Annotated in this window: 15 protein-coding genes; 7 read left to right on the top strand and 8 right to left on the bottom strand. The window is 68.9% G+C overall.

Going from position 1 to position 12297, the window contains the following annotated elements:
• The first annotated feature begins 103 nt into the window (after window positions 1-103).
• Genes ACIQF0_RS46515 through ACIQF0_RS46500 form a run of 4 tightly spaced genes read left to right on the top strand, consistent with a single transcriptional unit; the run spans window position 104 to window position 3972 of the window.
• The gene (locus ACIQF0_RS46515) at window positions 104-1477 is read left to right on the top strand and encodes an APC family permease (RefSeq protein ID WP_401041310.1); all 1374 of its coding nucleotides are present in this window, start codon (window positions 104-106) and stop codon (window positions 1475-1477) included.
• Entirely contained in the window at window positions 1474-2718 is a 1245-nt protein-coding gene (locus ACIQF0_RS46510; RefSeq protein WP_401041308.1) for an arginine deiminase, read from the top strand. Before ACIQF0_RS46515 ends, ACIQF0_RS46510 begins: the two co-directional genes overlap by 4 nt.
• A 13-nt stretch (window positions 2719-2731) precedes the next feature.
• A complete protein-coding gene (gene argF / locus ACIQF0_RS46505) occupies window positions 2732-3724 on the top strand; it encodes an ornithine carbamoyltransferase (protein ID WP_401041306.1) in 993 nt (330 codons plus the stop codon).
• Window positions 3724-3972, top strand: a complete 249-nt coding sequence (locus tag ACIQF0_RS46500; protein ID WP_401041304.1) for a hypothetical protein — start codon at window positions 3724-3726, stop codon at window positions 3970-3972. The genes argF and ACIQF0_RS46500 overlap by 1 nt, the downstream gene beginning before the upstream one ends.
• A gap of 129 nt (window positions 3973-4101) precedes the next feature.
• Here ACIQF0_RS46500 and ACIQF0_RS46495 read toward each other — a convergent pair whose 3' ends face one another.
• Genes ACIQF0_RS46495 through ACIQF0_RS46485 form a run of 3 tightly spaced genes read right to left on the bottom strand, consistent with a single transcriptional unit; the run spans window position 4102 to window position 5011 of the window.
• A complete protein-coding gene (locus ACIQF0_RS46495; protein ID WP_401041302.1) occupies window positions 4102-4317 on the bottom strand; it encodes a LuxR C-terminal-related transcriptional regulator in 216 nt (71 codons plus the stop codon).
• Window positions 4318-4367: 50 nt separating this feature from the next.
• On the bottom strand, window positions 4368-4802 hold the full coding sequence (locus ACIQF0_RS46490) for a YkvA family protein (protein ID WP_401041300.1): 435 nt from the start codon (window positions 4800-4802) through the stop codon (window positions 4368-4370).
• On the bottom strand, window positions 4799-5011 hold the full coding sequence (locus ACIQF0_RS46485) for a hypothetical protein (protein ID WP_401041298.1): 213 nt from the start codon (window positions 5009-5011) through the stop codon (window positions 4799-4801). The genes ACIQF0_RS46490 and ACIQF0_RS46485 overlap by 4 nt, the downstream gene beginning before the upstream one ends.
• Before the next feature lie 351 nt (window positions 5012-5362).
• Between ACIQF0_RS46485 and ACIQF0_RS46480 the strand changes: the two genes are divergently transcribed.
• Window positions 5363-6910 carry an ATP-binding protein gene (locus tag ACIQF0_RS46480; RefSeq protein ID WP_401041297.1) on the top strand — a complete coding sequence of 516 codons (1548 nt, stop codon included), beginning with the start codon at window positions 5363-5365 and terminating at the stop codon, window positions 6908-6910.
• 230 nt (window positions 6911-7140) lie between these two features.
• Here the strand turns inward: ACIQF0_RS46480 and ACIQF0_RS46475 are convergent, their stop codons facing one another.
• From ACIQF0_RS46475 to ACIQF0_RS46460, 4 genes are all read right to left on the bottom strand, one after another.
• A complete protein-coding gene (locus tag ACIQF0_RS46475; protein ID WP_401041295.1) occupies window positions 7141-7596 on the bottom strand; it encodes a hypothetical protein in 456 nt (151 codons plus the stop codon).
• A 193-nt stretch (window positions 7597-7789) separates the two neighbouring features.
• Window positions 7790-8149, bottom strand: a complete 360-nt coding sequence (locus tag ACIQF0_RS46470) for a hypothetical protein (RefSeq protein WP_401041293.1) — start codon at window positions 8147-8149, stop codon at window positions 7790-7792.
• A gap of 85 nt (window positions 8150-8234) precedes the next feature.
• Complete coding sequence (locus tag ACIQF0_RS46465; RefSeq protein ID WP_401041291.1) at window positions 8235-9503, bottom strand: HAMP domain-containing protein; 1269 nt, start codon at window positions 9501-9503, stop codon at window positions 8235-8237.
• Window positions 9500-10189 carry a response regulator transcription factor gene (locus ACIQF0_RS46460; RefSeq protein WP_401041289.1) on the bottom strand — a complete coding sequence of 230 codons (690 nt, stop codon included), beginning with the start codon at window positions 10187-10189 and terminating at the stop codon, window positions 9500-9502. The genes ACIQF0_RS46465 and ACIQF0_RS46460 overlap by 4 nt, the downstream gene beginning before the upstream one ends.
• A gap of 103 nt (window positions 10190-10292) precedes the next feature.
• Here ACIQF0_RS46460 and ACIQF0_RS46455 point away from each other — a divergent pair, with 103 nt between their 5' ends.
• A complete protein-coding gene (locus ACIQF0_RS46455; RefSeq protein ID WP_401041287.1) occupies window positions 10293-10745 on the top strand; it encodes a hypothetical protein in 453 nt (150 codons plus the stop codon).
• Between the two features lie 150 nt (window positions 10746-10895).
• A complete protein-coding gene (locus ACIQF0_RS46450; protein ID WP_401041285.1) occupies window positions 10896-11546 on the top strand; it encodes a hypothetical protein in 651 nt (216 codons plus the stop codon).
• Window positions 11547-11688: 142 nt separating this feature from the next.
• Here the strand turns inward: ACIQF0_RS46450 and ACIQF0_RS46445 are convergent, their stop codons facing one another.
• Window positions 11689-12120, bottom strand: a complete 432-nt coding sequence (locus tag ACIQF0_RS46445; RefSeq protein ID WP_401041283.1) for a FadR/GntR family transcriptional regulator — start codon at window positions 12118-12120, stop codon at window positions 11689-11691.
• Window positions 12121-12297: the final 177 nt, after the last annotated feature.

The raw sequence follows: 12297 nt of genomic DNA, 5'->3' as shown, positions 1-12297 counted from the left end.
CTTAGGTCCCGCGAACGACGAGACCTGGGGTGGTGGGGGACAGGTTCGCTGAAGCGCAGGCTGCTCACAGCCAGACAGTCCACATCGGAGTGAGGAGATCGCCGTGAGCACAGACGTAGCCGGGCCTGCGGCCGCGACGCGGCCCGATTCGGGAAGCGACCAGCCACGCTCGTCCAGATTCGGCCTGCCGACCGCGACCGCCCTGGTGGTCGGATCAGTGATCGGAACGGGCGTGTTCGGCCTGCCGACCGCACTCGCGGCGTTCGGACCGGTCAGCCTCGTGGCGTTCGTCCTCGTGTCGATCGGCGCACTGGCACTCGCGCTCACGTTCGGCGCGCTGGCCAAGCGGATCAGCGGTTCCGGCGGCCCGTACGTGTACGCCGGGGAGGCGTTCGGTGAGTTCGCCGGATTCCTCAACGCCTGGTGCTACTGGATCACCGCGTGGGCGGGCAACGCGGCGATCGTCGTGGCGTTGGTGGGCTACGTCGAGGTCTTCGTCAACACCGAGCACCAGGTGGGCTGGTCCATCGTGATCGCGCTGGCGGGCCTGTGGATTCCAGCTCTGGTCAACCTGTCCGGACTGCGGAACATGGCCGTCACGCAGATCGTCTTCACGGTGCTGAAGATCGTGCCGCTGCTGTTCATGGCCACCGTCGGCCTGGTCTTCGTGAAGTTGGCGAACTTCGGTCCGTTCAACGCGAGCGGCACCTCGATCGGCGGCGCCATCTCGGCCGCGGCCGCGATCGCGCTGTTCAGCTTCATCGGCATCGAGACCGCATCGGTCGCAGCCGGCCGAGTCCGCGACCCCGAGCGCAACGTCGGACGGGCCACCGTGTTCGGCACGATCGGCTGCGCGGTCATCTACGTCCTCGGCACACTCACCGTCTTCGGCACCGTCCCGAACGAGACGTTGCGCGGGACCTCGGCGCCCTTCACCGAGGCGGCCAACGCCATCTTCGGCGGTCAGTGGGCCGGTCAGGCCGTGGCGATCGCCGCCGTGGTGTCGGGCATCGGCTGCCTGGTCGGCTGGACTCTGATCATCGGCGAGATGCCGATGGCCGCGGCGAAGGACAAGTTGTTCCCGAAGGCGTTTCTGCGCACCCGCGGCGATATCCCGAGCTTCGGCATCATCAGCTCCACCGTGCTCGCCTCGGCGCTGGTGGTCGTGAGCTACACCAACTTCGAACAGGTCTTCACCACGCTCGTGCTGCTGTCGGTGTTCACCGCCGTGGTGCCGTACCTGTTCAGCGCTGCCGCGCAGCTGTACTGGCTGCTGGTGCGCGGTCGCAAGGCCGAGTGGCCGCACCTCGTGCGCGACTGCACCGTCTCGATCCTCGCTCTCGCCTTCGCCTTCTGGGCACTGGCCGGTAGCGGCTACCAGGCCGTCTACTACGGCGTCATCTGCCTGCTGCTGGGCGTCCCGCTCTACATCTGGCTCAAGGCGGGCCAGCGTGAGTACGACGGGGTGAAGTCGTGAACCTCGGCGTCGGATCGGAAGTCGGCGCGCTGCGTCAGGTGATCGTGCACCGGCCAGGGCTGGAGCTGAGCAGGCTCACCCCGCGCAACTGCGACGAGCTGTTGTTCGACGACGTGCTCTGGGCCTCGAAGGCACAGGAGGAACACGACACCTTCGCTGGGGAACTGCGTCAGCGCGGAATCACCGTGCACCACACTGGCACCCTGCTCGCAGATACCTTGGCTCTGCCGGAAGCCCGTGCGTTCGTGTTGGACCGGGTGTGCACCCCTGAGCTGCTCGGGCCGACCCTGGCCGGTCCGGTGCGCGAGTTCGCGGAGAAGGTCGACGCCGCGACGCTCGCCGAGCTCCTGGTCGGCGGCGTGACCCGCGCCGACCTGTCTCCACTCGGCGTGCCGAGCCTGCGCTGGAACAGCCTCGGTCTGGACGACTTCGTACTGCCGCCGCTGCCGAACACCCTCTTCCCGCGCGACAGTTCGGCGTGGATCTACGGCGGCGTCACGATCAACCCGATGGCGAAAGCCCCTCGCCGCCGCGAATCCCTGCACTGCCAGGCGATCTACCGCTTCCACCCCCTGTTCGCCGACGCCGTGTTCCCGATCTACTACGGCGCCGACGACGCGAACCATCAACCCGCGACGTTGGAAGGTGGCGACATCCTCGTTCTGGGCCGCGGCACCGTGCTGATCGGCATGGGGGAGCGGACCACCCCGATGGGCGTGGAAATCCTGGCGCGCGAACTGTTCCGCACCGGCCAGGCGAGTTCCGTGATCGCAGTGCAGCTGCCCCGCTCCCACGCCCTCATGCACCTCGACACGGTCATGACGATGCTCGATCTGGACACGTTCATCCGGTACCCAGGCCTGGACCCCGAGACGCTCAAGACGTGGGTGATTACACCCGCTGACGCTGAAGAGGTCGTCGAACGCAGCTCGGCCGGCCTGCGGGTGCGGGAGCGAACCTCGGTGTTCGCCACCATCGCCGATCTGCTCGGCATCGACCGGCTGCGCGTGCTCAGCGCGGACGAAGACGCCCGCGCCGCCGAACGCGAACAGTGGGACGACGCCAACAACTTCCTCGCGCTCGCTCCCGGCGTCGTCGTCGGCTACGAGCGCAACACCGTCACCAACACCATGCTCGCCGACCACGGCATCGAGGTCATCTCCATTCCCGGCAACGAACTCGGCCGCGGCCGAGGCGGAGCCCGCTGCATGACCTGCCCGATCCAGCGCGACGGCATCTGAAAGGACTTGTTCGATGCGACACCCTGGCTCTCTGCTGAAGGAACTGGACCTCACCAAGGAGAAGTTCCTCGACCTCGTCTCCCAGGCGCGCGGGCTGAAGCGCGCCAAGTCGTCCCACACCGAGCACCCGCTGCTGAAGGGCAAGAACATCGCCCTTGTCTTCGAGAAGAGCTCCACCCGCACCCGTTGCGCCTTCGAGGTCGCGGCCCACGACCAGGGCGCCCACGTCACCTACCTCGATCCGACCGGCTCCCACATGGGCCGCGAGGAGTCCATTCCGGACACCGCCAAGGTTCTAGGCCGCATGTTCGACGCCATCGAGTTCCGCGGCTTCGCCCAGGACACGGTCGAGACGCTGGCCGAGCACTCCGGCGTGCCCGTGTGGAACGGCCTCACCGACTCCTGGCACCCCACCCAGATGCTCGCCGACGTCCTCACCATGACCGAGAACTTCAACGGACAGGTCGAGGACATCAAGTTCGCCTTCGTCGGCGACGGCCACAACAACGTCGCCCGCTCGCTGTTGGTCACGGGAGCCTTGCTCGGTATGGACGTCCGCATCGCGGCACCTGCCGAGCTGCAGCCGCCCGCCGAGGTGATCGCCAAGGCCCACGATCTGGCCGCGGTGAGCGGTGCCCGCGTGCTCGTCACCGACGACGCCGAACAGGCTGTCGCCGGCGTCGACTTCATCTACACCGACGTGTGGGTCAGCATGGGCGACTCACCCGAGGCCTGGGACACCCGAGTGCCCCTGCTGACGCCCTACCGCGTCACCGCCGAACTGATGAAGGCCACCGGGAACCCCAGCACGAAGTTCCTGCACTGCCTGCCGTCGATCCACGACCGCACCACGATCGTCGGCCGCCGGGTCCACGACCAGTACGGTCTCGACGGCGCCGAAGTCACCGACGAGGTGTTCTCCTCACCCGCGTCGGTCGTCTTCGACCAGGCCGAGAACCGCCTCCACACGATCAAGGCGGTCATCGTCGCCGGGCTGGCCTCCTGATGCGCATCGTCGTCGCGCTCGGAGGCAACGCACTGCTCATGCGCGGCGAACGCGCGGACGCCTCGGTTCAGCTTCACCACGTCGAAGCAGCGGCGCGAGCACTCGCGCCGCTCGCCGCGGAACACGAACTCGTCATCTGCCACGGCAACGGACCCCAGATCGGTTTGCTCGCACTCGAAAGCGAGGCCGACCCGTCACTCACCCGCCCCTGCCCGCTCGACACCCTCGGCGCCGAAACCCAGGCATGATCGGCTACTGGCTCGCCCAGTCCCTGCGCAACGCGGGAGTCGCAAACCAGTCCTCGCCGTCGTCACCCAAACCGTCGTCGACGCGGCCGACCCGGCGTTCACCACGCCAACGAAGTTCATCGGCCCGATCTACGGCCGCAAGCCCGCGGACCGGCTGGCCGAGCTGAACGGATGGACCATGGCCGCGGACGGCCCGCATTGGCGCCGCGTCGTCCCGTCACCCGAGCCGTTGCGGCTGGTCGAACAGGAGTCCATCGAACAGTGCTCGCGCACTGTGCTGACCGCGACGAACAACTCGCCCGCGATCTCCGCGTTGCTCCGCCCCTGCGCGGCCAGCCGCAGCACCTGCTGGCCGCCTCACATTGCTGGCCGGTAGCTTCCTGTCGTTCTTACTCTTATGTGTCTGAGGGTGGTGGCCTGCGGTCGATGCCGGTGATCCGGGCCAGCGCGGCAAAGCCGTCGTCAGTTCCCGGCCAGTGCTGGCGAACCGCGTCGAGGCCGGCGCGGCGCACCACCGAGCGCAGCACCGCGGTGACGATGATCGCGTCGTCGGCGTAGCCGAGCACCGGGATGAAGTCCGGTACGAGATCGATGGGAGATGCCAGGTATACGAGCAGCAGGCCCAGCCGCACCCGCACGCGTCGGGGCAGTTCGCGATCCGCGGCCAGTCTGCGCACGAGACGTAGCACGTCTGGCAACAGCCGCATCGCTTCGCGCAACATGCCTCCGTGCGGCCGGACGATCGCCAGCATGATGATCAACGCCAGCCACGTCACGAGCAACGCCACCGCAAGGCCGATCAGCGCATCCATCCACCAGTAGCCGGTCACGACTCCAGTTTCCGCTGTCGGCCGGCGCCCTTTGTGGCGGGCGATTCGGAGGCCTCGGCTCGCGTGGCCGTGTCCTCGAACGCGGAGAACTCGGCGTCGGTCAGCCGCCCCTGCCCGCGTTCTGCGGCCAGTTCGTCCCGCAGCGCGGGCAACCTCTCCAGCCCCTCGGCGTACTCGGCGTCGCGGGTGGTGTTGAACTTGGCGATCACCGGCCGCTCCTCGTGGTTGCGTTCGTGCTCTGGGCGGACGACGACATTGTTGCGTGCCCGCGGAACAGAAGCGCAAGTGTGCGCACTGGCCCACCAGAAAGTGCTTGAGATTCTCGGGCAGCTCTAGCCCGACGATTCATTGTGAGATGCGCAGTCGCCAGGACGTCCAGCAGTTCAAAGTGGCATCGCCGCCCGCAGTTCGGGTGCCTTGTCTTGTTGAAGCCGCATGACGGGACCGCGTTGTCGTCGCTCGGCGAGGTCGAGTGCGAGCGCGTGGACGGCACGACCCTAAGATTGCGCGGCTCAACGCGTGTTGAGCACGGCGCCTTCGCGTCGACTCGGGGAGGTGCGGTGAACGCGGATCTGGATGCCGGTGCGGAGCCTGGCGGTCCATCGCTGAGGCGGTGGTCGATGTGGATCTCGCTGGCGCTGGTCGTGGTCCTGCTGGGGGCGACCACGGCGGTCCTGCTGGCCATCGGCGACCTGTCCCGGGCGCGCTCGCGGTTGCTGGACGTGGTCGGCCCCGCGGTGGTCAGCGCGCAACAGCTCGGCACCGACCTCGTCGACCAGGAGAACGGGCTCCGGGGTTACGTGCTCAGCGGCAGCGCCGACTTCCTCGCGCCTTACGAGAACGGCCTGGGCCGGCAGACCGCGGCGCGTGCGACCGTCGCGGCGTTGAACACCCCGAAGGTGACCGAGAGCGTGGCCGCGCTGGACGAGGCGCTGTCCGCGTGGCGCAGCCAGTACGCCGACCCGACGATCGCCGCGGTCCGCACGGGCGGTGTGGTGCCGGACGAGGCGGTCGGCAAGCAGCGGTTCGACGCTGTTCGCGTGGCGTTGTCCACACTGCAGGCAGAACTGGCGCTCCAGCGCACCGATGGACGGGCCGCGCTCAACAACTCGGCCACCAGAATGGCGGTCACCTGCATTGTCGCCCTGGCCGTGCTGCTGATCGCCGTGCTGGGCTGCGTCGCCGCGGTGCTCGTGTACGTGGTCGGCCCGGTGAGCAGGCTGCGCGAGCACGTCGGGCTGGTCGCCGGTGGCGACTTCGCCCACACGGTCACCGCCACCGGCCCGCTGGAGCTGCGCGCACTGGGCCGCGACGTCGACACCATGCGCACCCGCATCGTCGACGAACTCGGCCAGACCAAGGACCACAACACGGCTCTGGCCACCGCGACGGAGGACCTGCGCCGCTCCAACGCGGAGCTGGAGCAGTTCGCCTACGTCGCCTCCCACGACCTGCAAGAACCTCTGCGCAAGATCGCGAGTTTCTGCCAGTTGCTGCAACGGCGCTACGGCGGGCAGCTCGACGAGCGCGCCGACCAGTACATCGACTTCGCGGTGGACGGCGCGAAACGCATGCAGGTGCTGATCAACGACCTGCTCGCCTTCAGCCGGGTCGGCCGGCACCGCGACAAGCAGGTGGTCGTCCCCGCCGGTGAACTGGTGGACGAAGCCCGCCGCAATCTCGCCCAGGCGCTGGAGGAGTCCGGCGCCCAGGTCGAGGTGGGCACTCTGCCAGAAGTGCAGGGCGAGGCCCGGTTGCTCGCCGGCGTCTTCCAGAACCTGATCGGCAACGCGGTGAAGTTCCGCACAGAGCAGACCCCGCACGTGCGCATCGACGCCGAGCCGGGCGAGGACGACATGTGGGTGTTCTCAGTGCGGGACAACGGCATCGGCATCGAACCGCAGTACGCCGAGCGGATCTTCGTCATCTTCCAGCGCCTGCACACCAAGGACCAGTACAGCGGCACCGGCATCGGCCTGTCGATGTGCCGCAAGATCGTCGAGTACCACGGCGGCCGCATCTGGCTGGACACAGAGGCCGCCAGCGGCACGACCATCCACTTCACGTTGCCCCGAGTGGAGGCGAACGTCCCGGCGTTCAGCGCGTAGCGCACCCCGACAGTTTGTCGTTGCGGGCAATCCTGTGGGGTGACAGAACTCCGCACCCATACGCTGATCTGCGGTAATCAGGTTCTATCGTCCTGAGGGCATGATCGTGAGCGTGGCACTGCGACTGCTGATGGTCGACTGGCCGGTGCTGCCTCACCTCGTAGCCCCCCGTGGGGCACGTCGAGAGGTCCGTGGTGCGTCAAGGGCGTTACGGCCGTGCGGCTGGCGGTTCAGGGTGGCGGCACGACGCCGTCGGTCTGTTCGAGGTCGGAGATCCACAAGGCGAGCGCCGCTTGTGCGTCGCGCAGGGTGCGTGCCGGCTCGCCGAGTCCGCGCAATGCCAGCCGTCGCTGTTCGAGCCTGGGGCTCCGGAACCTCGGAAACGCGAGCTTGAGGCACGTGTCGATCATCTGGGCGTGGTAGTGCAGCAGTTGAGTCACCCGGAACTCCAGTGACGCGCGGTCGGCGTCGCCGATGAGGTCCAGAGCCCATCCGTGCAGCCGGCAGTAGTCGGACGCGACGCGGCCGCCCCGGCGGGCCACCTGCGCCGGGACGTCGCCAGGTTGCGCGCAGGCGCCGATGATCTGCTCGGCGGCGGGCTGGAGTGTGACCGCATGGGTGGCCACCTCCAGCAGCGACCGCAGTGCGACCAGACGTGCGGCGGCGGAATTCTTCGCAGCTGTCACGTTCGCGCCTCGCTGCGGGCGACGCCCCGGAATACGCATGTGAGCCACCAGCCTCGATGAGCCAGCCCGGAAGCACCCAGTATGAACCGCCACGAGGCGCGCCGCGAGGTGCCGGAGTGCCGATGGGCTTCCGCCGGTCGGGGGACTTGAACTCCCTCACGCTCCCGCTGGGCACGGCTCTCGTCGAGCGGGGTCAGCGGTGGTCGTCGCTGCCCCTGCCTCGGCCGCGGTGGTCGTCATCGCGTTCGGCCGTCCTGCCGCCGTGGTCGTCGTAGGTGGGGTTGGCAGTGCTGTCGTCGCCGCCGCGGTCCCGACGGCCTCCGTGGTCGTCGTCGTTGCGGCTGGGGTGTGAACTGCTGGACGTCGTAGGGGAGGAGGGCCACGTCGTCCGGTCCTCCGTGGTGGACGTGGTGGAGGTGCTCGTCGAGGACGCCGGTGACACCGAGATGGGCACCGAGCGCACGCCGTCGTCGTTGCCCTGCGCGATCGCCGTCAGCGTCACGCCGGCTGCCAGTGCGACTCCCGCAGCCGCGATCGCGATAACCCTGCGCATCATGTTCTCCTTCTCGTTCGCTGCCAACGAGATGAGCTTCGCCGGTCGTCGGATAGCGGCGCGCTGCACCAGGTTTAACGAACTCCTAAGAGGACCGGCCGAGGTCTAGCACGATCCGCGCGCCGGTCGGCTCGACCCGCGCCACGTGGAACGCGCCGCCCGAGGATCGCGCGGTCTGCCGGGCGATGTCGAGCCCGAGGCCGGTCGAGCCCGCGCCGCTCGTGCCCCGCTCCAACGCGGCGTCGTCGGCGAAGCCGGGGCCCTCGTCCTGCACCACGAGCCTCGCGCCATCGGGCGTCGCGGTGAGCGAGATCAGGTACGGCGTGCCCTCTGGCGTGTGTGCGAAGACGTTGCCCAGCAACGCGTCCAGGCACGCGCCCAGCTCGGCCTCGCCGACCGCGACCAGGAGCGGTCCCGCCGCGACATCCGCGCGCGCGACGCGGTCCTGGTCCTGTGCGAGCACAGCCCAGAACTCGGCTCGCCGCGCGACGACCTCCGTCGCGTCGCAGGAGCCCGGCGTGGAGTCGCGGTTGCGTGCCTGGTCGATGAGTGCGGTGACCTGACGCTGAAGGTTCTCGGCGTGCCCGGTGATCCGCTCGGCTTCGACCGGGTCGGCGAGCGACTCCGCGTCCAGCCGCAACACCGTCAGCGGTGTGCGGAGCCGGTGGGAGATGTCGGCGACGGCTTCCCGCTCCTGCCGCACGAGTTCCCGGATGCGGGCGGCCAGCCCGTTCAGCGCGGCGGCGACCGACCGGACCTCGGCCGGACCGCTCGGCTGGGCGCGCGCATCGAGATCGCCATCCGCCAGCCGCGTCGACACGGCGGCCAACTCGTCCACCGGTCTGATGATCGAGCGAGCCAGCCGGTCCGCGACCAGCACGCCGAGCACGAGCAGGACCACGCCGAGCGCGGCGAGCACCAGCCACGCCGAGGTCAGCCCCCGGCTCAGCTCCCCGGAGTCGACGAACGCGCGCACGACGGCCGTGCCCGCGGGGAGACCTTGCACGGCGAGCAGGATCTCCAGGCCCCCATCGTTCTCGACGACGAGACTGCCCTGTTCGGCGGCGAGCCGGACACCGGGCGTGCGATCGGACGTGGCTCCGACGACGGTGCCATCGGGCAGGAACACGGAGACAGGATGGCCGGCGGAGGTGGCCAGCTGGTCCACGGCGGCTTGCAGCGAGCGAGCGTCGGCGGTGGCGACGAGCGAGGTCAGCGACTGCGCCCGCACGGTCGCCGCCGTCACGGCGCGATCGGCCGCGACGGAGCGCAGCAGGATCGCCAGGGGAACGAGGAACGCGACGAGGACGAGCGTCATGACGGCCGCTACGAGCATCGTGAGCCGCCGCCTCACGGCAGGTCACCGGGTTCGGCGAGCCGGACGCCGACGCGGCGGACGGTGTGCAGGTAGCGCGGTTCCTGCGCGGTCTCGCCGAGCTTGCGCCGCAACCAGGACAGGTGCACGTCGACGGTCTTGTCCGCTCCCCCGTAGGGCTGCTTCCACACCTCGGTCAGCAGCTCCCGCTTGCTCACGACGGCACCGGCGCGCACAGCGAGGTAGTGCAGGAGATCGAACTCACGGGGCGTGAGGTCTAGCGGCGCGCCGTCGAGCGAGGCCGACCGCGCGCGGGCATCGACGACGAGGGAGCCCACGGTGACGGCGGGCTCCGGCTGGTCGGACCCGGTGCGCCGGAGCACGGCCCGGATGCGCGCGTCGAGCTGCGCTCCACCGAACGGCTTGACGACGTAGTCGTCGGCCCCGGCGTCGAGCAGCCGCACGATCTCCGCCTCGTCGGCGCGCGCGGTGACGACGATGATCGGCACGACGCTGACGGCGCGGATCATCCGCAGCACCTCGCGCCCGTCGAGGTCGGGGAGCCCGAGGTCGAGCAGCACCACATCGGGTCGTGAGGTGACGGCGGACTGCAAACCGGACATGGCGGTGCCGGCGGACGACACGACGTGCCCCTGTTCGGTGAGCGCCCTGATCACCGCCGTCCGGATGGTCGCGTCGTCCTCGACGATCAACACCATGGCCATGCTGCGCAACGCTATAACCAGGCGGACGCGCACGCGCGCGTCGAGCCGCTCCCTAGCCACCTCTTAGCAGCGCCTTAACCATCGCGGATGGCACAGTGGGGCCGTGGAACGACGGGGAGCGCTGATGGCGGGAGCCTGGCTGCTGGCCGCGCTGGCGGCGGCGGGCGTGGGCACCGTGGCGCTGGACCTGGTGGGCGAGGGACTGCTCGGCCCGCAGACGCAGGCGCTGACCCAGGAAGAAGTGGCGAGGGCGCTGGAAGCGGGGGAGCGACCGCAGACGACCACGCAGCAGTCACCCACGACCACGACCGAGGTGAGGGGCGCCCCCAGGGGCCTGACGGTCCTGGGCGGGAGCATCGTGGCGGAGTGCGCGAACGGCCTGGTGACCCTCACGACGTGGACCCCTGACCCCGGTTACCGCTCGCACGACGTGAACCAGGGCCCGGCAGCACAGGCGTTCGTCAAGTTCAAGGCGGACAGGGTCAAGCGCGAGAGCAGGGTGACCATCACCTGCCTGAACGGCGAACCGCAGGCACAGGTGGACGAGCGCAACTAGCGTCCTGACCTGCTCGCGTCCATCTCAGCTGGAATGTTGCCGGGAACCTGCGCGGTATCGGCCCTGCGTCATCTTCGCTGAGGCTCGAAACCTTTTGGCCATGTGCGCCGATAGAGGGCTCGACACAACGGGCAAAAGATGCGGCTGCACATGACTGCCAGCAATGATCGCTGGGCGAAGTACGGCAAGCTCGGCCGCGTGATCGCGATCGTCGTCGCGGTGGTGGTGGGCGCCGCGAACCTCGACGGCTTCCTGTCGATGGTCGAGCGCATCACCGGCTCCTCGGACACCAGTGATCAGCCCACGTCGGCGCGAACTCCTGGCGCCGCACTGAGCCTGACGCAGGCCCCAGCGGCCCAACCCACGCTTCAGGACACCAAGCCGACGCCCCAGACCCAGGAACAGCCCGCGCAGCGGCCGCCGACCACAGCGCAGCGCCAGCCCGCGACGGCTGCCGCGGAACAGCCGAAGCGGGCAGGCGCACTGGTGATCAACATCAAGATGGGGTCGAGCGGGAAGGTCGGACCGTCCGAGTACCGGGCGGGAGCGACGCCGGGCGCGAACGTCGACGTCTTCGACGACATGGGCCAGTTGAGTGCGGGCTGCTATCCGTCCTGGGTGCTCACCAGAGCCGGCACCGAAGTGCAGAAGCTCCGCAACACCAGGTGCACCTCGGGTGGCATCACGATGTTCAACTTCGGAGACTCGCTCGACACCCCCGGCGCCTATCGGCTCAGCGTGGACATCGTCACGGATGCAGGTCAGAAGGGAAGCAGCTCCGTGGATTTCCAGGTGGGCTGAGGACCCGCGGCCTGACAGCGATGCCGGCCTGGACGTCGCCGCGGAACGGCACCTTCGCCACCGCGACGTTCTCGACCTCAGGCGAACGGGATGCCAGCACTCCGGCAGCGGCGCCCGCGAACCGGAGCAGTCTGCGGCGGGGTCAGGTGTGGGACGTGGCCAGGTCCCGGTCGGCGTGCCGGCCTGCCGCTTCCTGGGCGGCCTTCGCGTCACGACGCTCGATCGCGTTGAAGATCTCCGCGCGGTTGGTGGCGGCAAGACCGGCCGCCTCGACCTCCATGGCGTGCCGCAACGCGAGTGTCCACTGTGGAGGTTGGTCGTGGAGGTGGTCGAGCAGAACTGATGTCACGGCTGACCGGTCGCGGACGTACGTGCCGCGGCCAGATGCTGATTCGAGCATGCCGTTGCCGATCAGCAAGCTCGTCACCTGGCGGATGATCGCGAAGCTGAAGCCTGATGTCGCGGCCGTCTGAGCTTGGGTGGGGATCCGGGAGTTCAGCGGCCACGTGCCGCTGAGTATCTGATCTCTCATCCAGTCGACGGCGTCGTCGCTGCGCGACCGCTTTGATGACATGCGGTGCGGCCCTTCGTGGTGACGGTGGCCGATCTGCCGACTTCCTGCCTCGGCTGGAGAACTGGCCGCAGGCGGTGACGGCGTACCAAGAGGCGCTGACCCTCACCGACAACGAGGTCGAACGCACGTTTCTCGCCGAGTGGTTGTCCGAAGTGGCACGCAATCTCCCCGCGTGCC

Source organism: Lentzea sp. NPDC092896 (assembly GCF_044754905.1).
Lineage (GTDB): Bacteria > Actinomycetota > Actinomycetes > Mycobacteriales > Pseudonocardiaceae > Lentzea.
This window is presented reverse-complemented; position numbering and strand designations above follow the sequence as displayed.

Excerpts from the sequence above, each read along its gene's own strand:
- argF (WP_401041306.1), top strand. The coding sequence starts at position 2,732 with ATGCGACACCCTGGCTCTCTGCTGAAGGAACTGGACCTCACCAAGGAG.
- ACIQF0_RS46500 (WP_401041304.1), top strand. The coding sequence starts at position 3,724 with ATGCGCATCGTCGTCGCGCTCGGAGGCAACGCACTGCTCATGCGCGGC.
- ACIQF0_RS46470 (WP_401041293.1), bottom strand. The coding sequence starts at position 8,149 with ATGCGCAGGGTTATCGCGATCGCGGCTGCGGGAGTCGCACTGGCAGCC.
- ACIQF0_RS46460 (WP_401041289.1), bottom strand. The coding sequence starts at position 10,189 with ATGGCCATGGTGTTGATCGTCGAGGACGACGCGACCATCCGGACGGCG.
- ACIQF0_RS46450 (WP_401041285.1), top strand. The coding sequence starts at position 10,896 with ATGACTGCCAGCAATGATCGCTGGGCGAAGTACGGCAAGCTCGGCCGC.
- ACIQF0_RS46445 (WP_401041283.1), bottom strand. The coding sequence starts at position 12,120 with ATGTCATCAAAGCGGTCGCGCAGCGACGACGCCGTCGACTGGATGAGA.